At 69.7% G+C, this 21,450-nt stretch carries 19 protein-coding genes; 8 read left to right on the forward strand and 11 right to left on the reverse strand.

Features of this window, described 5'->3' with window-relative positions:
* Positions 1-81 precede the first annotated feature (81 nt).
* The 11 genes from BR47_RS0104830 to BR47_RS0104880 form a co-directional block, all read right to left on the reverse strand.
* A complete protein-coding gene (locus BR47_RS0104830) occupies positions 82-2,187 on the reverse strand; it encodes a substrate-binding domain-containing protein (protein WP_029118773.1) in 2,106 nt (701 codons plus the stop codon).
* 98 nt (positions 2,188-2,285) lie between these two features.
* Entirely contained in the window at positions 2,286-4,499 is a 2,214-nt protein-coding gene (locus BR47_RS0104835; protein WP_029104908.1) for a malate synthase G, read from the reverse strand.
* 101 nt (positions 4,500-4,600) lie between these two features.
* Entirely contained in the window at positions 4,601-5,956 is a 1,356-nt protein-coding gene (locus BR47_RS0104840) for an alpha/beta hydrolase-fold protein (protein ID WP_029118774.1), read from the reverse strand.
* Entirely contained in the window at positions 5,953-7,320 is a 1,368-nt protein-coding gene (locus BR47_RS29740; RefSeq protein WP_051634617.1) for a lipase family protein, read from the reverse strand. The genes BR47_RS0104840 and BR47_RS29740 overlap by 4 nt, the downstream gene beginning before the upstream one ends.
* On the reverse strand, positions 7,317-8,219 hold the full coding sequence (locus tag BR47_RS0104850; RefSeq protein WP_029118775.1) for a hypothetical protein: 903 nt from the start codon (positions 8,217-8,219) through the stop codon (positions 7,317-7,319). Before BR47_RS0104850 ends, BR47_RS29740 begins: the two co-directional genes overlap by 4 nt.
* Positions 8,212-9,261, reverse strand: coding sequence for a hemolysin family protein (locus tag BR47_RS0104855; protein ID WP_020100167.1), 1,050 nt, complete (start codon positions 9,259-9,261; stop codon positions 8,212-8,214). The genes BR47_RS0104850 and BR47_RS0104855 overlap by 8 nt, the downstream gene beginning before the upstream one ends.
* A complete protein-coding gene (locus BR47_RS0104860) occupies positions 9,254-10,615 on the reverse strand; it encodes a hemolysin family protein (protein WP_029118776.1) in 1,362 nt (453 codons plus the stop codon). Before BR47_RS0104860 ends, BR47_RS0104855 begins: the two co-directional genes overlap by 8 nt.
* Positions 10,616-10,870: 255 nt before the next feature.
* Complete coding sequence (locus BR47_RS0104865; RefSeq protein WP_020100169.1) at positions 10,871-12,307, reverse strand: GuaB1 family IMP dehydrogenase-related protein; 1,437 nt, start codon at positions 12,305-12,307, stop codon at positions 10,871-10,873.
* A gap of 95 nt (positions 12,308-12,402) precedes the next feature.
* The gene (gnd, locus tag BR47_RS0104870) at positions 12,403-13,869 is read right to left on the reverse strand and encodes an NADP-dependent phosphogluconate dehydrogenase (RefSeq protein WP_020100170.1); all 1,467 of its coding nucleotides are present in this window, start codon (positions 13,867-13,869) and stop codon (positions 12,403-12,405) included.
* 103 nt (positions 13,870-13,972) lie between these two features.
* Positions 13,973-14,929 (reverse strand): M56 family metallopeptidase, encoded by a 957-nt coding sequence (locus BR47_RS0104875; RefSeq protein WP_029118777.1) that lies wholly within the window; start codon positions 14,927-14,929, stop codon positions 13,973-13,975.
* Between the two features lie 14 nt (positions 14,930-14,943).
* Positions 14,944-15,360 (reverse strand): BlaI/MecI/CopY family transcriptional regulator, encoded by a 417-nt coding sequence (locus BR47_RS0104880; RefSeq protein WP_029104910.1) that lies wholly within the window; start codon positions 15,358-15,360, stop codon positions 14,944-14,946.
* Positions 15,361-15,571: 211 nt separating this feature from the next.
* On the opposite strand from BR47_RS0104880, the gene BR47_RS0104885 reads away from it, so the two are divergent.
* The 8 genes from BR47_RS0104885 to BR47_RS0104920 all read left to right on the forward strand — a co-directional run bounded on the left by BR47_RS0104885 (position 15,572) and on the right by BR47_RS0104920 (position 21,449).
* Positions 15,572-16,342, forward strand: a complete 771-nt coding sequence (locus BR47_RS0104885; protein WP_029118778.1) for a hypothetical protein — start codon at positions 15,572-15,574, stop codon at positions 16,340-16,342.
* A 187-nt stretch (positions 16,343-16,529) separates the two neighbouring features.
* The gene (locus tag BR47_RS0104890; RefSeq protein ID WP_029118779.1) at positions 16,530-16,931 is read left to right on the forward strand and encodes a PaaI family thioesterase; all 402 of its coding nucleotides are present in this window, start codon (positions 16,530-16,532) and stop codon (positions 16,929-16,931) included.
* 77 nt (positions 16,932-17,008) lie between these two features.
* The gene (locus BR47_RS0104895; RefSeq protein ID WP_020100175.1) at positions 17,009-17,311 is read left to right on the forward strand and encodes an urease subunit gamma; all 303 of its coding nucleotides are present in this window, start codon (positions 17,009-17,011) and stop codon (positions 17,309-17,311) included.
* Between the two features lie 42 nt (positions 17,312-17,353).
* Entirely contained in the window at positions 17,354-17,665 is a 312-nt protein-coding gene (locus BR47_RS0104900) for an urease subunit beta (RefSeq protein ID WP_029118780.1), read from the forward strand.
* A 31-nt stretch (positions 17,666-17,696) separates the two neighbouring features.
* Complete coding sequence (locus BR47_RS0104905; protein ID WP_029118781.1) at positions 17,697-19,430, forward strand: urease subunit alpha; 1,734 nt, start codon at positions 17,697-17,699, stop codon at positions 19,428-19,430.
* Between the two features lie 18 nt (positions 19,431-19,448).
* Positions 19,449-20,084, forward strand: a complete 636-nt coding sequence (locus BR47_RS0104910) for an urease accessory protein UreF (RefSeq protein WP_029118782.1) — start codon at positions 19,449-19,451, stop codon at positions 20,082-20,084.
* 15 nt (positions 20,085-20,099) lie between these two features.
* Complete coding sequence (ureG, locus tag BR47_RS0104915) at positions 20,100-20,786, forward strand: urease accessory protein UreG (RefSeq protein ID WP_020100179.1); 687 nt, start codon at positions 20,100-20,102, stop codon at positions 20,784-20,786.
* A gap of 3 nt (positions 20,787-20,789) precedes the next feature.
* Positions 20,790-21,449, forward strand: a complete 660-nt coding sequence (locus BR47_RS0104920; RefSeq protein WP_029118783.1) for an urease accessory protein UreD — start codon at positions 20,790-20,792, stop codon at positions 21,447-21,449.
* Position 21,450: the final 1 nt, after the last annotated feature.

A 21,450-nucleotide genomic window follows, 5' to 3' on the forward strand; every position in this document is an offset into this window, starting at 1 on the left:
GCTTCTGAGCGGGACGTTTTTGTACGTAAGTGGCGGCGTGTCGCGCGCAGACACGGCCGCTCGCGGGTTCTGAGAATCCAGCTAGGGCAGGGCAGCGGCGACGGCGTTGACCAGCTCAGGCGCCGCCGAGGTGGGCATGCCGGTGAACGTGCCGCCGGTGAGCTGCGCGACGGCCTGCCACGTCGAGCTGTCCGAGTCGGACCCGATGTCGATGACGTTGATCGCCACCGGGCGGGCCGGATCGAACGCCGACTTGATGTAGTCCTGTAGGCCCTGGCCGTCCAGTGACTGGTCGGTGTGCGGGCCGGACGTGATCAGCAGGATCGAATTCGCCTGGCCGTCGACATACTTCGACATCGCGTCGCCGTAGAGCATGCGCAGCGTCGTGAACGAGACATGACCGCCGCCCGACGAGCTCTGGTTGTTCAGGTTCGAGATCAGCTGCGTCGCGTGCGCCTGCTCGCTGAGCGGCGCCGCCGGAATCTCGCTGCGCCCCGAGACGCCGTCGAACGTCCACAGACCCACCGAACTGTTCGGCGACATCGCCTTGAGCCGGTCCATCAGCGCGGTGGTGACGTTGCCCAGCCGGGTCTTGGCGCCGTCGCTGCTCGGCATCGACTGGTCCAGCAAGATGGTCACAACGCCGCTCTTCGAGGTGCCACCGACGGCGTTCGCCAGCGTGGCGCGCGTGCCCGTGTCGCCGACCGCGAGGGCGTCGGGCAGGGAGCCCAGGTTCACCACGTCGTTCTTCGGGGGATTGCCGCCGCTGACGCGGAAGCCGGCCTTGGACAGCTCGGCGAGCTGTTCGGGCTTGCGCAGGAAGCGTTCGAACTCGCTGGCCGCGGTCACTTCCTCATGCGACAGGCCCTCGCCGCCGAGCAGCACCGCGGGGTAGTCGGCGACTGCCGGTGCGCCGGGCGGTAGCCAAGCCGCCAGCTTGCCCTTGGCGTTGTCGGTGTGTTCCGACCGCTGATAGAGCTGCTGTTCGGTGGTGACGACGGCGTGTACCGGCGCCGTGGCCGGGTCGCTCGCGGAGATCAGCGCGTCCAGCGCCGTCGAGGCCTTGGGGTCGGCGAGCTTGGGCTGCGCGGCCGTCAACCGGTGCACGGCACCGGCACCGGCGTTGACCGGCCCGCCGTTGGCCGCGGCGGACGCGACAGCTTCGGCCGCCAGATAGGCCGCGTCGCTGTTGTCGACGGTCGGTACGGCCAGCCGCAGCGAACCCCAGCCCGGCAGGCTCAGGCCGTCCAGCGCCGTCGGGTTCGTCTGCAGCGCGGGCAGTGTGCCCCAATTCTGCTGGGCCAGAGCATCTTTGAGCTGCGGCCGGACTGCCAGCAGCACCGGCGAGGTCGCCAGCGACTTGGCTTCACCGCTGACGGCCTGCTCACCGGCGCCGGCCACCAGCCGGGCCGCCGACACCGAGCTGGCCGGAACCCACAACGCGGGCCGCGGGCCCAGGTTCGACGGCCACTTGTTCACCACACCGTCGACGACGGTGGTCGGGTCGCTCGCCTTGACCTCGACCTTGACGCACTTGTCGCCGATGGGCGCGGCGGTCTGGCTGTATTTGCCGGCCAGCGAATTGAGCTGGTCGGAGATCGACGGGTCGGCCAGCACGGGCACGCTGACCGAGCCGGACACGCACCGCGCCGAGGCCTCCCGGCTGCGGTCGGACAGCACGCTGCCGAAGAACCGCCAGAGGATCACCGCGGCGACGACGACCACGACGGTGACGAGCGCGGCGATCACGCCGACGCTGACGCCGCGCCGCTTGGTCTGGATGGCCCGGTGGCTACCGGTCCATTCGCCGCCCTCCCAGTCGCCGCCGTGCGAGCGGACCGAGGCCCGGCGCGGGACGGACGGGAACGCCTGGGTGATGCTGTCGGCGGTGAGGTCGGGCTGGTCCGAATAGTCGGTGTCGCCGTAGTCGGGCTCGTCGGTGTCGTACCGATCGCCGTTGTCGGCCGGCGGTGTGGCGGGGGGTGGGGTGGCAGCACGCGGGGTTTCTGCAGCAGGCATCCCGTGCATCTCGGCCCAGTCGTCCGGCACCCGGAATCCCAGAGCGCTGGTCGCGGTGTCGTCGGCCTCCGGGATGTCCGGCGACAACGCGTCGTAGTCAGAGATCGCGTCGTCGCGTGACTCGTCGGCGTTCGATTCGTCGTCGTCGGGAGCTCTGTGCCTACCCATTGGTGTCTGCTCCTGGTGTCGGCGTGCAATCGGCGGACCCGTGTCGAGTGACGCGGGCCCGCCGAATTTTAATCAACGATGATGGGGGAGTTGACCGTTCACGAACCGGCGTGTGCGGCCTTGAACTCCCGCCGGCGCCGATGCAGGATCGGCTCGGTGTAGCCGTTGGGCTGGCTGCAGCCCTCGAGGATCAACTCCTGCGCGGCCTGGAAAGCGATGCTGCCCTCCGGATCGGGCGCCATCGGCAGGTACGCCGGGTCGCCGGCGTTCTGCTCGTCGACCACCGCGGCCATCCGGCGCAGGCTCGCCTTCACGTCATCCTCGGTGATGACGCCGTGCCGCAGCCAGTTGGCCAGCAGCTGGCTGGAGATGCGCAGCGTGGCGCGGTCCTCCATGAGGGCGACGTTGTGGATGTCCGGCACCTTGGAGCAGCCGACACCCTGGTCGATCCAGCGCACCACGTAGCCGAGGATCGACTGGCAGTTGTTGTCGACCTCTTCGTGGATCTCCTCGGGCGCCCAGGCGAGTTCCTTGGCCAGCGGGATGGTCAGCAGCTCCGTGCGCGTGGTGCGCTTCTTGCCGGCCAGCTCTTCCTGCACCTCGCGGACGTCCACCTGGTGGTAGTGCATGGCGTGCAGCGTCGCGCCGGTGGGCGAGGGCACCCACGCGGTGGTGGCGCCGGCTTTGGGCTGACCGATCTTCTGCTCGACCATGTCGGCCATCAGGTCGGTCATGGCCCACATGCCCTTACCGATCTGTGCACGGCCGGCCAGACCGTCGGCCAGACCGGCGTCGACGTTGGCGTCCTCATAGGCCTTGATCCAGGTCTGGCTCTTCATGGCGCCCTTGCGGACCATCGGGCCGGCTTCCATCGAGGTGTGGATCTCGTCGCCGGTGCGGTCCAGGAAGCCGGTATTGATGAAGACGACGCGGTCCTCGGCGGCCTTGATACAGGCGTTGAGGTTGACCGTGGTGCGGCGCTCCTCGTCCATGATGCCGACCTTGAGAGTGGCCGCGGGCAGGCCCAGCACATCCTCGACGCGGCTGAAGAGCTCGCAGGTGAACGCGACCTCTTCGGGGCCGTGCATCTTGGGCTTCACGATGTAGATGGAACCGGTGCGGCTGTTGGTCAGCTCGCCGTTCTCCGGCGTCGACTTCAGGCCGTGGATGGCGATCAGACCGGTGAACAGCGCGTCCTGGATGCCTTCGGGAATCTCGTTGCCGTCGGCGTCCACGATGGCATCGTTGGTCATCAGGTGGCCGACGTTGCGGACGAACAGCAGGCTGCGGCCCGGCAGCACCAGTTCGCCCTCGCCGTCCGGCGTGGTGAAGACGCGGTCGGGGTTCAGGGTGCGGGTGAAGGTCTTGCCGCCCTTGCTGACCTCTTCGGACAGGTCACCCTTGTTCAGGCCCAGCCAGTTGCGGTAGCCCAGCACCTTGTCGTCGGCGTCGACGGCCGCGACCGAGTCCTCGAAGTCCATGATCGTGGTGATCGCCGACTCCAGCACGACGTCCTTGATGCCGGCCTTGTCGGTCGAACCGATCGGCGACTCGGGGTCGATCAGGATCTCGATGTGCAGGCCATGGTGGACCAGCAGCACCGACCAGGCCGGGTCACCGAGCTTGCCGGTGTAGCCGACGAATTCCTCGGGGCTGGCCAGTCCGGTCGACAGCCCGTCGCCGAGTTCGGCCTGCAGCTGGTGCTCGTCGTCGATCTTGAGGCCGGTGATGTCGGCCCACGAGCCGGTCGCCAGCGGGACGGCCTGGTCCAGGAAGTTACGGGCGTAGGCGATCACCTTGTCGCCGCGCACCTGGTTGTAGCCACCCTTTCCGGCCTCGGCGCCACCCTCGTCGGAGATGACGTCGGTGCCGTACAGCGCGTCGTACAGCGAGCCCCAGCGGGCGTTGGCGGCGTTGATCGCGAATCGGGCGTTCAGGATCGGCACCACCAGCTGCGGTCCGGCGGTGCTGGTGATCTCCGGGTCGACGCCCGAGGTGCGGATGCAGAACTCTTCCGGCTCCGGCTGCAGGTAGCCGATCTCGGTGAGGAACTCCTCGTACGAAGTCTTGAACTCGTCGGTGTCGACGGGATCGATGACGCGGGCGCGGTGCCACTTGTCGATCTGCGCCTGCAGATCGTCACGGCGGGCCAGCAGCTCCTTGTTCTTCGGGGTCAGGTCGGTGATGACCTTGTCCACTCCGGCCCAGAAGCTGTCCGGGTCGACCCCGGTGCCGGGCAGAGCCTCGTTGGTGATGAAGTCGTGCAGTACGCGGGCCACCCGCAGATTTCCCACCGTCACACGATCAGTCATTTTCTTCTTCCTCCTAAGCAGCCCACGCGGCGACCATCCACTTTACCCGTGGGTAACCGCAGCTCACCGGCGTGTCGGCCATTGAGAACCCGGTCACACCGTCAGTGCGGTGTCGCGCCGGGCAAACCGATGGCCGGGACGCCGGGTGTGTGCAGCCGTCCGGCCAGCCATGGCAGGGCCGCGGCGAATACCTCTGCGGCACTGGGGAACGTGTGGTCACCGCCGTGCGGGACCACTGAGCACTCGATACCGGCGGCGCTGACCAACGCACACATGTAGGTCGCGACGGCGGTGTGGCTCTCCGGGTTGTCCGGCGGTTGCACGTTCGTCGGCGTGCCGGCCTGAGCCGGTTGGTACACCACCGGCCCGTTCTCCGACACCGCGAACCAGCCGGCGACGCCGGTGTACGGCCCGTGCTTACGGACCACCGTCGCCGGATCGAAATGGGCGAATGCCGCGGCGTCACCGCCGAAGAGCCGCGCGATGGTCTGCGGTTCGGAACCGGCGTTGGGCCCGACCTGGCCGTCCATGTCGACGAACGTCTGGAACAGTTCGGGGTGCATGACGGTCGTCATCACTGCACACGTGCCACCGGCCGACCAGCCGACGATGCCCCACCGCGACGAGTCGGGACTGGCCGAGAACGTCGAAGTGACAAATGGCACAACATCTTTGGTGAGGTGATCGGCGGCCATGCCGCGCGGCCCGTTGACGCACTCGGTGTCGTTGGAGAACTGGCCGCTGGTGTCGACGAACACCAGAATCGGCGCGTTGCCGCCGTGGGCGGCCGCGAAATCGTCGGCGGTGCGCTGCGCGCCGCCGGCCGTGGGCCAGTCGGCGGGCCACCCGAACTCGCCGCCCACCATGACCACCGCCGGTAGCTGTGGGGCATCGTGGGCGAACCAGGCGGGCGGCAGGTAGACCAGCTCCGGACGCGCGCGGAAGCCCGACGCGGTGGTGGGAATCTGCACCGACACCAGGACGCCGCGGTCGGGGCGCTCGCCGGAGCGGCGCATGTTCAGTGCGGTCGCGAGATCGGTCTCGCCGCGTAACTCGGCGCCGGTGGCGCGCTGCCACAGCGCCTCGACGGTCGGCAGGTAGCCGGTCCACGTGTTCACCGCCAGACCCGCGCAGACCGCGCAGAGCGGCACCACGGCCACGGCCACTGCCCGCCGCCACCAGTGCAGGCCCGGCCACCCCGCGACGGCGACGACGAGCGCCACCCCGGTCAGCACGATCCACACCCACAGGGACGTCGGGGCCGGCCCGCCCGCGAGGCCCTGATCAGAGATGAACCAGCTGCAGGCCAGCGCGAGGACGACACCGGTCGCGACGGCCACCGGCAGCCACAGCCGCAGCCAGCGCGGCGACCGCCGCCCGACGGCGACGACGAGCGCCAGCACCGTCACCACCTGGATCAGCGTCGGGAGCCAGCCGTCGAGGAGGCCGATGTTCATTCGGCGTCCCCGGGGTCCGCCGGCGGCGGGGGCGCGGGCTGCTGGTGATGCGGTGCCTCGGTCTCGGCCGCGGTTTGTTCGGCGGTCTGGGTCACCTCGTCGCTGCCCGAGCCCGACTGGTCGGTGTCGGATTCATCCGAGCGCGAACTGGCCGTCGAGGTCGGTGTGGCGGAGGTCGGGGTGGCGCCGGGGCACGTGTTCGGCGCGGGCACCCCGTTGAACCGGTCGGTGATCCAGCCGAGCGCATCGGCTTCGTCGGGCTGGACGTAGTCGATGACGTCGCCCATGGCGCAGGCCCGTTCGACGGCGGCGGCGGTCTGCTCCGGCGGCACCAGGCCGTCGGGCGGCCCCGGCGTGATCAGCATCGGCGCCGCGGCGGGTGCCTGCGGCAGCGTCGCCTTGCGCAGGTAACCGCGCAACGCGTCGGCGGCGGCCGGCGTCGTCGGGCCGAGGTCGTTCGGGCCCAGCGAATCCAGCACGCCGCTGCGGTCGGCGACCGCCGGGCCGCGGCAGGCCGACAGGGTGTCCCAGTGGTCGCGGGCGGCGCCGCGACGGTAGTCCTCGATGGGGAATCCGGGGTAGGCCTGCGGCATGATCGCGAGGTACTGCTGCAGCATGAGCTGCTGGTCGCGGTTCAGGTTCCCGCCCGCCGAGGCATCGGCCAGCCACTCGAGCGCCGCGGTCGGGGCCAGTGCGACCGCGCCCTGCGGACGGAGCCCGCCGCCGTAGTCGGTGGCGAGCTCGGCGGCCGCCCAGGCAGCCTGTCCGCCCTGCCCGGTGCCCACGGCGACCCAGTTGGTCGACGCGGCAGACACCAGTTTGCGCGTCGCCCGCGCCAGGTCGATGAGGTTGAAGCCCTCGGTCGTGGAGTCCAGGTACGGGTGATAGGTCTCGTCGAGCCCGATGCCCTGATAGTCGGTGATCGCCACCAGATAGCCGGCGCCGACCATGAGCCGCACGGTCGGCAGCAGGCCCAGCAGGCTCGGCGACGACGACGGCGCGCAGTCGGACTTGATGCCGCTGCCCGGGTTGGCCAGCGCGATGATGCGCCAGCCGCCCTCGGGTGGTTTGCCCTTCGGCAGGAACACCGAGCCCGTCACCTTGGGGTGGCTGTCGTTGATGCCCGACGTGGAGACGTACGTGATGCGTGCGGAGATCGCGGTGAGCCCGGCCAGTTCGGGGTCGACGGTCGTCAGCGGCTGCGCGGCGACGAGTGTGCCGGGGCCGGCGCCGCTGTAGTCACCCGGCAACACCTGACCGCTGCGCTGCGTACTGCGCCCCGATGAGTCGTCGGAGCAGCCGGCGACGGTCAGCACGGCGGCCAGGGCCGCGGCGGCGACCCGCAGCGCCGTCCGGGCCGTCACAGCATGCCGCCGTCGGCGTCGGATGCGAGCAACGCCCGGCACGCCGACAGCAGCGAGTCCCGCAGCGGCACAGCGAGATTGGCGATGTCCTGCTGGCGGCGCACATACTCGGCGCGGCCCGACGGGTCCTCGATGGCGATCGGCTCGATGCCGTAGTCGTTCAGGTCGTACGGGCTGGCCTGCATGTCGAGGACGCGTGCGTCCGCCGCGAGGTCAAGGCAATCCATCAAAAGATTCGACTCCAGCAAAGGTCCGAGCTTGTAACTCCATTTGTACAAGTCCATATTTGCGTGCACACAGCCCGGCTGCTCGGTGGCCGCCTGGGTGTGTCGGGTGAGGGCTTCTCCGTTGCGCGGTGCGGCCGCCTCGGTGAAGAACCGGAAAGCGTCGAAATGCGTGCACCGCAGCGGCATCGACTCGACCACGGCATCGGTGTCGGAGGGGCTGAGGCGCAGCGGCACCTGGGCGTGCCGTACCTCGGGAGCGCGGTAGACCATGGCCCATTCGTGCAGGCCGAAACAGTTCAGCCGTGCCGGACGGGCCGCCGTCGCAGCCAACAGCTCGGCGACGAAGGCGACGGTCTCGCGGCGGCCGGCGAGGTACTCGGGCGTCACCGTCACGGCGTCGCCGCGCCGGCCGTACCCGGTCCGGTCGGCGAACCGCATCGCGTCGGGACCGCTCAGGGCCCGGCCGAACCCCGGATGCCAGCGCCGCAGCTGTCGGGGCTTGAGGCTGTAGTACGTGAACAAGAAGTCCCACACCGGGTGCGGCTCGCCGGCGCGCATCCGGCGCTCGTGCGGGGCCAGGAAGGCGTCGACGCGGTCCAGGTAGCGCTGTTCGCGCGGGGCCCAGTCGTCCTCGCTCAGGACCCGCGGCGGTGCGCACACCGTGTCAGACACGGTGGGTACCGTCACGCACCACGCCGACGAGGTCCTCGACCAGGTCTTCCAGCGCCACCATCGCGGTGACGTAGCCGTCGGTGGTCACCAGGGACAGGTGACTGTTGTTGCGGCGCAGCCACGACAACGCGTCGGCCACCGGCAGCGTCGAGGCGACCATGGGCAGCGGGCGCACCATGGACCGGTCCAGGACCGCGTCGTTGTCGTCCATGCACGGCAGCACGTCCTTGATGTGCAGGTAGCCGAGGTAGGCGCTGTGCCCGTCGGTCACCGGGAACCGGGAGTAGCCCGTCTCGCGCAGCGCCTGGGCCACCGCACCCACCGTCGGGCCGGTACCGGGCGCGGCGATGGGCACCGCGCGGATGTCCTGCAGCGGTATCGCGACGTCCTTGACCGTCCGGGTCCGGATGTCCAGCGCGCGCTTGAGCCGGACGTGTTCCTCGGCGTCGAGCAGCCCCTCCGACAGGGACTCCGTCAGCATCTCGGACAGTTCGACCGACGAGACCGTGACGTCCAGTTCGTCCTTGGGCTCGACCCCGAGCAGCCGCAGCGTGCTGTTGGCGCACCAGTTGTAGAAGATGACGAACGGCCGGGCGATGCTCATGTACACCAGGTACGGCGGGATCAGCAGCATGGCGGCCTTCTCGGGCCCGGCGATGGCGATGTTCTTGGGCACCATCTCGCCGAGGAGCACGTGCACCGTCACAACGATCGCCAGCGAGACGGCGAACGCCACGGTGTGCAGCACCGTCTCGGGGACGCCGAGCGCGTCGAAGGGCTCCTCGAGCAGGTGCGCTACGGCCGGCTCGCCGACGCGGCCCAGCAGGATCGAGCAGATGGTGATGCCGAGCTGGGCACCGGCCAGCATCATCGACAGCCGCTCACCGGCCCGCAACACGGTGACGGCGCTGCGCTTGCCCTGTTCGGCCAGCGCCTGCAACCGGTCGCGCCGCGCCGAGATGAGCGCGAACTCGGCGCCGACGAAGAACGCGTTGGCGCCCAGCAGCACCATGGTCAGCAGGATGCCGAGGACGTCATTCATGGTCGGCTCCCGACTCGTGCGGGTCCAGCTGCGTCAGCTCGAGCTGGTCGATGCGCCGGCCGTCCATCCGGATCACCGTGGCCTTCCAGTGCACCGGGTCCAGTTCGGGGTTGTCCGGGTCGAATTCGGTGAGGACGACGGTGTCGCCGACGTCCGGGATGTGGCCGAGCTCCTTGAGCACCAGGCCGCCGATGGTCTCGTAATCGCCTTCGGGCGCACGGAACGGGGTCTCGGTGTCCACTTCGTCGATCCGCATCAGACCCGACACCAGCCAGCCGTCGCGCACCTCGACGACGTCGGGGGTGGCGTCGTCGTGTTCGTCGCGGACGTCGCCGACGATCTCCTCGATGAGGTCCTCGACGGTGACCATGCCGGCGGTGCCGCCGTATTCGTCGACCACGAGCGCGGTCTGGACGCCGTTGGCCCGGATCTGGGTCATCACCGCGTCACCGTCCAGGGTCGACGGCACCGTCGGGACGGGCCGCGCCAGCTGCGCCAGCCGGGTGCCGGCCCGCAGTTCGACGGGTATCGCGAAGACCTGTTTGACGTGCACGATGCCGACGGTCTCGTCGAGGTCGCCGGCGACGATCGGGAAGCGCGAGAAGCCGGTCCGGATGGCCGTCTCGATGAGGTCGGCGACGGTGTCGGTGACCTCCAGCGACTCGATCATGGACCGCGGCGTCATGAGTTCCTCGGCGGTGCGGCCGCCGAATTGCAGTGAGCGGTCGATCAATTCGGCCGTCTGCGGGTCCAGCGATCCGCTCTCGGCGGAGTTGCGCACGAGCGCCAGCAGTTCCTGCGCGGACCGCGCCGAGCGCAGTTCCTCGGCGGGCTCGACCCCGAGCCGGCGCAGCACCCAGTTGGCGCAGCCGTTGGTCAGCTTGATCACGGGGGAGAACACCAGGGAGAAGAACCACTGCAGTGGCACCGTGGCACGCGCGGTCGGCACGGGCTTGGCCACCGCGAGGTTCTTGGGCACCAGCTCGCCGAACACCATCGAGACCGACGTCGCTATGAGCAACGCCAGCGTCAGGGCCACCCCGTCGGTGAACCGGTCCGGCAGGCCGACGGCATGCAGCGGGCCGCGCAGCAGTCGCGCCACCACGGGCTCGGCGAGATAACCGGTGATCAGCGTGGTGATCGAGATGCCGATCTGGGCACCCGAGAGCTGGAACGACAGGTTGCGGTGCGCGGTGCGGATGATGCGGTCGCGGCGGCCGCCGTCGCGGGCGTTGGCCTCGACGGTGCTGCGCTCGAGGGCCGTCAGGGAGAACTCGGCGGCGACGAAGATCGCCGTCCCGAAGGTGAGCAGGATGAACGCGGCCAGGCTCGCGATGGTCAGCGCGGTGGTCACTGTGCACCACCGCTCGGGGCGCCGGGCCGACGGCCCGGCTCGCTACTGGGAGGTTCGGCGTCCATTGACTCGAGGCCCAGTTCCGGGAGCGCTTGATCGGCCTGGCACGCTCCCGTCTGGCTCGGGACGGTCAACGCCCCAACGGGTGCCTGCGGCACGTGCTGCCTTTCGCTGAATCGATATCGATGGCCGTCTGACGCCTGCTGCGTCCCCGGCCGTACGGCAATGGTAGCTGGTCGGCCCTTTCGGACCGGCTCACCAACCCGTCGGCAGTGGGTGCCCTTCGGCGAATCCGGCGGCCGACTGCACCCCGAGCACCACCTTCTCGTGCAGCTCGGCCAGGTTTGCCGCGCCGACGTACGTACAGGTGCTGCGGACGCCCGAGGTGATGTGGTCGATCAGGTCCTCGACGCCGCCGCGCACCGGGTCCAGCGCCATCTTCGACGACGAGATGCCCTCTTCGAACAGGGCCTTGCGGGCCCGGTCGAACGCGCCGTCGCCGGCGGTACGGGCCGCCACCGCGCGCTTGGAGGCCATGCCGAAGCTCTCCTTGTAGACGCGGCCCTCGCGGTCCATCAGCAGGTCACCCGGGGACTCGTACGTGCCGGCGAACCACGAGCCGATCATCACGTTCGACGCGCCCGCGGCCAGCGCCAGTGCCACGTCGCGCGGGTGCCGGACGCCGCCGTCGGCCCAGACGTGGCCGCCGAGTTCCTTTGCCGCCGCGGCACATTCGACGACGGCCGAGAACTGCGGCCGGCCCACGCCGGTCATCATGCGGGTGGTGCACATGGCACCGGGGCCGACGCCCACCTTGACGATGGACGCGCCCGCGTTGATCAGGTCCCGGGTGCCGGCGCCCGAGACAACGTTGCCGGCGGCCAGCGGCAGGCCGAGATCCAGTGCGGCCACAGCGGACAGCGCGTCGAGCATCTTGGACTGGTGCCCGTGGGCGGTGTCGACGACCAGGACGTCGACACCGGCTTCGGCCAGGGCCCGGGCCTTGGCGGCGACGTCGCCGTTGATGCCGACGGCGGCCGCGATCCGGAGCCGGCCCTGCGCGTCGACGGCGGGGGCGTAGATACCGGCGCGGATGGCCCCGGTGCGGGTCAGCACGCCGGCCAGCGAGCCGTCGGCGTTGGTCAGAACCGCCATGCCTGTCGGGGAGTGCTCGAGCAGGTCGAACACCTTGCGCGGCTCGGTGCCCGCGGGCGCGGACACGAAGTCGGTGGTGGCCACGTCGCGGACGCGCGCGAAGCGGTCCACGCCGGCGCAGCCGGCCTCGGTGACCAGGCCGAGCGGGCGGCCCGCGTCGACGACCACCGCCGCACCGTGGGCACGTTTGTGGATCAGGGCCAGCGCGTCCGAGACGGAGTCGTCGGGGGCGAGCACGACCGGGGTGTCGACCACGAGGTCGCGGCTCTTGACGAAGTCGACGGTGCCCCGGACCGCGTCGATGGGCAGGTCCTGCGGCAGCACCACGATGCCGCCGCGGCGGGCCACGGTCTCGGCCATCCGGCGGCCGGCGACCGCGGTCATGTTGGCGACGACGATCGGGATGGTGGTGCCCGTGCCGTCGGTGGTCGCCAGGTCGACGTCGAAGCGCGACGTCAGTTCCGACCGCCCCGGAACCACGAAGACGTCGTTGTAGGTCAGGTCGTACGGGGGCCGGTGGCCGTCGAGAAACTGCACGCCTTCAGCCTAATGGCCGCGCCTGACAATGCCGAGCGGACGCAAAACTGCCCCTCTGCGGTGCAGAGGGGCAGTTTCGTGCGTACCGAGCGAAGCTACGCCTCGACCTCGGTGCGGTCACCGCTCCAGAGGGTGTGGAACTTCTTGCCCTCCGGGGCGTCGGTGCGGCCGTAGGTGTGGGCGCCGAAGAAGTCGCGCAGGCCCTGCGTCAGCGCGGCGGGCAGCCGTTCGGTGCGCAGCGCGTCGTAGTACGACAGCGACGACGCGAAGCCCGGGACCGGGATGCCCAGCTCGGTGGCGGTCACCACGACGCGGCGCCAGCTGTCGATGCCCGACTCGACCGCGCTGCGGAAGTACGGCGCCGCCAGCAGGGTGGCGAGTTCCGGTTCGGCGTCGAACGCTTCCTTGATCCGGTTCAGGAACTTGGCGCGGATGATGCAGCCGCCGCGCCAGATGGTGGCCAGGTCGCCGGGCTTGACGTTCCAGCCGTATTCGGCGCTGCCGGCCTCGATCTGGTTGAAGCCCTGCGCGTACGCGACGATCTTGGAGGCGTACAGCGCCTGCCGCACGTCCTCGATGAATTTCGTGGCGTCGCTGGGCTTTTCGCCGAGGTGGCCCGAGGCCAGGCCGACCGTCGCGCGCCGCTGCGGCACCGAGCCCGACAGGGCGCGGGCGAACACGGCTTCGGCGATGCCGGTGATGGGGATGCCGAGGTCCAGCGCGGACTTGACGGTCCATCGGCCGGTGCCCTTCTGCTCGGCCTCGTCGACGATGACGTCGACCAGCGGCTTGCCGGTCTTGGCGTCGACCTGCTTGAGCACCTCGGCGGTGATCTCGATCAGGTAGCTGTCCAGGTCGCCCTTGTTCCATTCGGCGAAGACGTCGGCGATCTGCCCGGCTGCCATACCGAGGCCGTCGCGCAGCAGCTGGTAGGCCTCGCCGATGAGCTGCATGTCGGAGTACTCGATGCCGTTGTGCACCATCTTGACGAAGTGGCCGGCGCCGTCGGGCCCGATGTGCGTGCAGCACGGTACGCCGTCGACGTGCGCGGAGATCTCTTCGAGCAGCGGCCCGAGCGAGACGTACGACTCGGCGGGCCCGCCCGGCATGATCGACGGGCCGTTGAGGGCGCCCTCCTCGCCACCGGAGATGCCGGCGCCGACGAAGTGCAGGCCGCGCTCGCGGATCGCCTTCTCGCGGCGGATGGTGTCGGTGTACAGCGCGTTGCCACCGTCGATGATGATGTCGCCGGGCTCCATGGCGTCGGCGAGCTCGTTGATGACGGCGTCGGTCGGATCGCCGGCCTTGACCATGATGATCACGCGGCGCGGCTTCTCCAGCGCGTCCAGGAACTCGGCGATGGTCTCGCTGCGGACGAACTTGCCCTCCGTGCCGTGCTCGGCCAGCAGCGCGTCGGTCTTGGCGACGGAGCGGTTGTGCAGCGCGACGGTGTAGCCGTGGCGGGCGAAGTTACGGGCGAGATTGGAGCCCATGACGGCCAGGCCGGTGACCCCGATCTGGGCGGTAGCGGTGGTTGATTCCGGGTTTCCCGACGAGCTCACGGCTGGCCCTTTCGTTGTTTGGTTGTGGCGCAAAGCATTTCGGACCGGCCGGGGCCGGTGCGGCGTCATCCGCCACGGAAGCTGATGCTGCCAGTCGCAAAGTCTACGAGAAGAACAACCGGTGCAATTCAGTCAGCCAGGGCACAGCCACTGCGACGGTCGGGACGACCAGGACGGAGGCGGCGGCCAGGTACGCGCCCGCGGCCACCCAGGAGCTGTTGGGTTCACCGGCCAGGCGCTGCACCCGCAGGACGGTCGTCGGGCCGCCTGCGGCGAGAGCGCCCTTGGGGGCCCGGCCGGACGCGCAGGCCACCAGGGCCCGGGCCAGCGGTGTCGGGCCGGTGGCCCGGACGGCGGCGTCGTCGGCGAGCAGTTCGATCAGGAAGCGGACCGCGTCGAGGGCGCTGGCGCTCCGGACGAAGCGGGGGAAGGCGGCGTGTACGGCGATGAACATCTCGAGCACCAGGTCGTGCCGGGCGCGCAGGTGGGCGTGTTCGTGGCTGAGGATGGCGGCGATCTCGCTGTCGTCGAGGTGCTTGAGCGCACCTTCGCTGAGGACGACGCGGCTGCGCACGCCGGGCAGGCAGTAGGCGAGGGGCTGCTGGACGTCGAGGATGCGCAGGCCGTGGCCGATGAGATGACGGGCCTGGGGTGCGGGTGCGGTGTCGCGCGAACAGTCGAGCAGGTCGACGATCATCCGGTGGTGGGCGCGCCGGCGTCGTGTCGCGATGGCGACCTGGACGAAGGCGATGAGCAGACGGGCGCCGACGACGAGGGTCAGCGCGAAGACCGCGACATGGGTGATCCACAACGGCCAGCCCAGGACGCTGATCTCGCTGGTCGCGGTGGTCGTGGGACGACCGTCAGGGCCGGGCGCGAAAAGCCTGCTGGCGACGGCGATACCGGCGCTGAAGGCGGACAGTACGGCGGCGATGGCGACGGACTGCCACAACACGATCGCGGCCCGGGGGGCCCGCTTTGGCCACGATGCGCGCGCCAGCAAGGCGGGTACCGGCCCGACCAGCAGTAGCGCGACGAGAGTGAAGGCCAGGGCGGACACGCGCTAAGTGTCTCTCAGTCGGTGCCGGAATTGCCAGTCGCCGGTGGGATTCGGTGCTTGGCTTCCAGCTCATCGAGGGCGCGCCGGAGCGCATCGGCCTCGTCGACGCCGACGCGTTCGACGAAATGAACCAGCGCCGCAACGCGGCTGCCGGAGTCTGCGGCCTGGTCGAGGGCGTCGACCATGAGCCCGGCGACCAGCTCGTCGCGGCCGTGGGTGGGTGCGTAGCGGTGCGCGCGGTCGTCACGATGCTGGACGACCAGATTCTTCTTCGCCAGGCGCTGCAGCACCGTCATGATCGTGGTGTAGGCCAGATCCCGGCGCGTCGCGAGTGCTTCATGCACCTGACGCACGGTTTGCGGCTCGCGGGACGACCACAGGTGGTCCATCACCTCGCGCTCCAGCTCGCCAAGTCGCGTCAATTTCGCCATGTCCTATTTCACTCTTTCCGCAGTCTTCTCAGGGTACTACGCATTTACTACCGTGCGTCGTATCCATTTCGGATGTTCTCCCCAACGCCCCGACGGCGCGTCGGGGTTCCCGGTCAGGGCTGTTTTTGTGCTGCTTGTGAGTCCCGTCACAGCGGTTTACATCTCGCGGGTCGTCACTATAGTAAGGCTAACCTAACTTAAGGATGTGTTCATGCCCTCCGCTGTGATTGACCCGCTGATCGCCACGATGGACATCCGCCGGATGCTCCCGCTGCACGAGTCGAGCCGTCGGCTGCGCGAGTTGTGCCCCAGCGATCCCCGGGTCTACGGCGTCGCGGTGATGGACGACATCTCCCGTCGCCGGTGGTGGCCGCTCGCGGAAGCCGTGACGGGCGACCGCATGCAGGCGATGTACGACACGGCGATGGGCGACACCGGCAGTGCGGCGGTGGCCGCCCAGCAGGTGGCCGCGATGCTGGCGCACGTCGTCGTCGGCCGCGTGGTGCCGCTGCTGGTGCTGGAGGGCCGCGCCTGGGACCCCGGCCTGGAGAACCTGTGGGTCCACGTCGACTCGGAGGGTGGCATCGACTGGGTGGGCGTCGCGGACCCGACGTTGCGGGTACTGCCGGGGGATCCGGTGTTCGGCGGCCGGGGAGTGCCGGCGACCCGCCGGATCGGGGAGGGTGTCGTCGCCTTCCCGGGTGAGGAGGCGCTCGCGACCTGGCTGGCGCATCGCTGCCATCGCGCGCTGAATCCGCTGTTCGCGAAGCTCTTCGATGTCAGTGGCGGCATCCTCGCGGTACCGGCGATGTGGCACATCGTCGGGGCGTCGGTGGTCGGCACCGCGACGCAGGTGCCGCTGCTGGCCGGGGTGAGCGAGGCCGACGGTATGGGTCGTGCGCAGGCGGTGCTGGACACCCTTGTCGGGTTCGGTGCGCCGGTGCGCGGACTTGACCGGGTGCAACTGGCAAGGGCTTGCTAATTAGGCAAGCCTTGCCTACTATTCAGGAGTCGAGAGACCACCGGACCGCGCCGGAATCCTGAGGGCTGCAGTGATTCCCGGTCCATTCGAAGAGCAGGCCCCGCACCATTCGGTGCGGGGCCTGCTCGCTTTCATGCCACACGGGTGTGGTGACCGCCGCCCCGGGCGCTCGTGTAGACAGCTATTCGTGACGACATCTGTGCCCGAGGGCCTCGGCAAGGGCTTCGACAACGAAATCGGACTGACCTACCTGGAGGTCACCCCGGACGGCGGCCGCGCCCAGCTGACCATCACCGACAAGATCCTGCAGCCGTGGGGCATCGTGCACGGTGGCGTCTACTGCGCCATCGTCGAGGGCCTGGCCAGCGTGTCGGGCCATGTCTGGCTCGCCGAGCACGGCGGCGGCACCGTCGTCGGCGTCAACAACAACACCGACTTCCTGCGCGCGCTCAGGGGTGGAACCGTCACCGCCACCTCGACGCCGATCCACCGCGGCCGGCGGCAGCAGCTGTGGCTGGTCACCATCACCGACGAAGACGACCGGCCGGTGGCCCGGGGCCAGGTGCGGCTGCAGAACCTCGAGGGCTGACCCCTCGGGTGCGGTGAGGGCCCGAAAGCCACCGCCCGACATGCCATTCCCAGCGTGCCGTGGCAATATCGCCCCTTATGCGTTTGACGCCGCATGAGCAAGAACGCCTGCTGATTTCGTACGCCGCCGAACTGGCGCGCCGACGGCAGGCGCGAGGGTTGCGCCTCAATCACCCCGAGGCGGTCGCGGTGATCACCGATCACCTGTTGGAAGGCGCGCGCGACGGGCGGACCGTCGCGGAGCTGATGGTCAGCGGCCGCGAGGTGCTCGGCCGCGACGACGTCATGGAGGGGGTCCCGGAGATGCTGTCCGACGTCCAGGTCGAGGCCACCTTCCCGGATGGCACCAAACTCGTCACCGTCCACTACCCGATCGCCTGAGGCCCGACGATGTCCGAGCGCGCGACCGTCGAGGGAACGGGGCTGATCCCGGGTGAAATCCTTTACGGCGAGAGCGATATCGCCATCAACGCCGGTGCCGAGCGGCTGACGCTCGACGTGGTCAACGGCGGTGACCGGCCGGTGCAGGTCGGCAGCCACGTGCATTTCCCGCAGGCCAATTCCGCGCTGGAGTTCGACCGCGCCGCCGCACACGGGTACCGGCTCGACGTGCCGGCGGGCACCGCCATCAGATTCGAACCCGGTGTGGCGCAGCGGGTGGCGCTGGTTCCGTTGGGCGGTACCCGCGAGGTGTACGGGCTGTCGCTGAACCCGCCCGGAAAGCTGGATGGCTGATGAGCGCTCGCGCGAAGAACGGACGGCACGAATGAGTTCCCTTTCCCGCTCCCGGTATGCGGCGCTCTTCGGGCCGACGACGGGTGACCGGATCCGCCTGGCGGACACCGATCTGCTGATCGAGATCACCGAGGACCTCAGTGGCGGTCCGGGCCTGTCGGGCGACGAGGCGGTCTTTGGCGGCGGCAAGGTGCTGCGCGAGTCGATGGGCCAGGCGCGCACGACGCGGGCCGACGGCGCGCCGGACACCGTGATCACCGGCGCGATCATCATCGACTACTGGGGAATCATCAAGGCCGACATCGGGATTCGGGACGGCCGCATCGTCGCCATCGGCAAGGCCGGCAACCCCGACATCATGTCCGGGGTGCACCCCGACCTCGTGGTGGGGCCGTCCACCGAGATCATCGCCGGCAACGGCCGCATCCTCACCGCGGGCGGCATCGACTGTCACGTGCACTTCATCTGTCCCCAGCTCCTGGAGGAGGCGATCGGCGGCGGCATCACCACCATGATCGGTGGCGGTACCGGGCCGGCCGAGGGCAGCAAGGCCACCACCGTCACGCCCGGCGCCTGGCATCTCGGGCGCATGCTGCAGGCGCTCGACGGCTGGCCGATGAACATCCTGTTGCTCGGCAAGGGCAACACCATCAACCCCGACTCCATGTGGGAGCAATTGCGCGGTGGCGCAGCCGGTTTCAAGCTGCACGAGGACTGGGGCACGACACCGGCCACCATCGACGCGTGCCTGCGGGTGGCCGAGGAGGCCGACGTGCAGGTCGCCCTGCACTCCGACACCCTCAACGAGATGGGTTTCGTCGAGGACACCCTGGCCGCGATCGCCGGCCGGGCCATCCACGCGTACCACACCGAGGGCGCCGGCGGCGGCCACGCGCCCGACATCATCACGGTGGCCAGCCACCCGAACGTGATGCCCAGCTCGACCAACCCGACGCGGCCGCACACCGTCAACACCCTCGACGAACACCTCGACATGCTGATGGTGTGCCATCACCTCAACGCCGCCGTGCCCGAGGATTTGGCGTTCGCGGAGAGCCGGATTCGGCCGTCCACCATCGCCGCCGAGGACCTGCTGCACGACATCGGTGCCATCTCGATGATCGGCAGCGACAGCCAGGCCATGGGCCGCATCGGCGAGGTGGTGATGCGGACGTGGCAGACGGCGCACGTGATGAAGAAGCGCCGCGGGCCGCTCGAAGGCGACCCCGGCGGCGCGAGCGGCAACGACAACAACCGCGTCCGCCGCTACGTGGCGAAGTACACGATCTGCCCGGCGGTGACGCACGGCATCGACCACGAGCTGGGCTCGGTGGAGGTCGGCAAGCTGGCCGACCTGGTGCTCTGGGAGCCGGCGTTCTTCGGCGTCCGCCCGCATCTCGTGCTCAAGGGCGGCGCGATCGCCTGGGCGGCCATGGGCGACGCCAACGCTTCCATCCCGACGCCGCAACCCGTCCTGCCGCGGCCGATGTTCGGCGCCAACCCGACGGTGGCAGCCGGCCTCGCGGTGCATTTCGTCTCGCCCACCGCCATCGAGGACGACCTCGCGGCGCGACTCGGCTTGCGGCGCAGGCTCGTTCCGGTCAAGAACGTCCGCGGCCGGGGCAAGGCGGATCTGCCGCTCAACGACGCGATGCCCGACATCCGGGTCGATCCCGACACGTTCACCGTCCGCATCGACGGCGAGGTCTGGCAGGAACAGCCGGCCGCCGAGTTGCCCATGGCGCAGAGATACTTCCTGTTCTGATGGACAGCGGCTGTTCTGATGGATAGTGGCCTGGCCACCCTGCTGGCACTGGCGGATTCACGGTTGCCGACCGGCGGGCACGTGCACTCCGGCGGCGTCGAGGAGGCGGTCACCAGTGGTCTGGTGACCAACGTGGTGACACTGCGGGCCTACCTGCGCCGGCGGATCCGGACCCAGGGGCTCGTCACCGCCTCGATCGCCGCTGCGGTCCACAGCGGCCTCGACCCGGTGGCGGCCGACCGCGAAACGGACGCGCGCACACCGGCTCCCGCGGCCCGGCAGGCATCCCGGGCGCAGGGCCGTGGGCTGGTGCGGCTGGCGCGCCGAGTCTGGCCGGACACCGATTGGGGCAACGTGGGTACCCGGCCACATCTCGCGGTGGCCTCGGGCGTGGTGGGCCGCGTCAGTGGCCTCGACCCCGAACAGACCTGCGCCACAGTCGTTTACACCACCATGACGGGCTCCGCGACGGCAGCGCAACGCCTGCTCGCGCTCGATCCGGCCGACGTCGCCGCGCTCACCTTCGAGCTGTCGGGGCTGTGCGACGCCACCGCGGCCGAAGCGGCGAAAGGCATCGCGGACCTGTCCGATCCACTGCTCGACGTCCTGGCCCAGCGACACGCCGGCCGCGACCGCCCCCTGTTCGCCTCCTGAACCGAAAGGTCCACCATGCCACCACATTTCATCGACGGTCAGCCGCACCATCACCACGACCGGCCCAAGCGCGAGCGGCAACCCGGTGAACCGCTGCGCATCGGCGTCGGCGGGCCCGTCGGCTCCGGTAAGACGGCGCTGGTGGCCGCATTGTGCCGGCAGCTGCGTGACGAGCTGTCGCTGGCAGTGCTGACCAACGACATCTACACCACCGAGGACGCCGACTTCCTGCGCCGGCACGCCGTGCTGCCCGACGAGCGGATCGCCGCGGTGCAGACCGGTGGTTGCCCGCACACCGCGATTCGCGACGACATCACCGCGAACCTCGACGCCATCGACGACCTCATCGAGTCCAACGACAAACTCGACCTCATCCTGGTCGAGTCCGGGGGAGACAACCTGACGGCGACATTCTCCTCAGGTCTGGTCGACGTACAGATCTTCGTCGTCGACGTGGCCGGCGGCGACAAGGTGCCGCGCAAGGGCGGGCCCGGCGTCACGTACTCGGATCTGTTGGTCGTCAACAAGACCGACCTGGCGCCCATGGTCGGCGCCGACCTCGATGTCATGCGGCGCGACGCCGGCAAGGTGCGCGGTGACCGCCCGACGGTGCTGATCTCGCTCACCGAGGACCCGGCCGCGTCGCTGGTGCAGGCCTGGGTACGTGAACAACTCGCCGGCGCCGAGGTGACGAACGCCTGAGTGATGCACACCCAGGTTCTGATCGTCGCAACCCCCGGCCGGGGGCCGCGCATCGAGTGCGTCGGCGGTGTGGCCGCGCGCCGCACCGCTCCCGACGCCGTCCATCTCGTGTCCACGGCCGCAACACCGCTGGGCGGTGACACCATCGACGTGCGCGTCATCGTCGAGGCCGGTGCCCGGCTGCGGGTGCGCAGCGTGGCCGCGATGGTGGTGCTGCCCGGTGCGACGACGACGCAGTCGCGCTCGAGCTGGGAGCTCGAAGTGGCGGGGGAGCTCGACCTGGATCCGGAGCCGACGGTCATCGCGGGCGGCAGCAGCCATCAGGCGACGACGCGGCTGCAGATCGCCGAGGCGGGCCGGGTGCGGCTGCGCGAACGGGTGCAGGTCGGGCGTGCCGGCGAGCAGCACGGCTTCTGGGAGGGGTTGCTGCACGTCGACCACGAGACGGTGCCGGTCGTGCGGCACCGCGTCGAACTCGGCGCCGGTGCGGTCAGCGATGACGAGATCGCCGCCCCGCGCGCCTACGTCAGCGAATTTTCCTACCCCGAAAGCGATCTCGGCGTGATCCGTACCGCAGATGGGTACGAATCACGCCGAGATCAGGTGGTCATGGCCCTGGCCGACGGGGGTTGCCTGTCGGCCTGGCAGGGACCAAGGCTCTAGT

The organism is Mycobacterium sp. UNC410CL29Cvi84, assembly GCF_000686745.1.
GTDB classification, from domain to species: Bacteria; Actinomycetota; Actinomycetes; order Mycobacteriales; family Mycobacteriaceae; genus Mycobacterium; species Mycobacterium mucogenicum_B.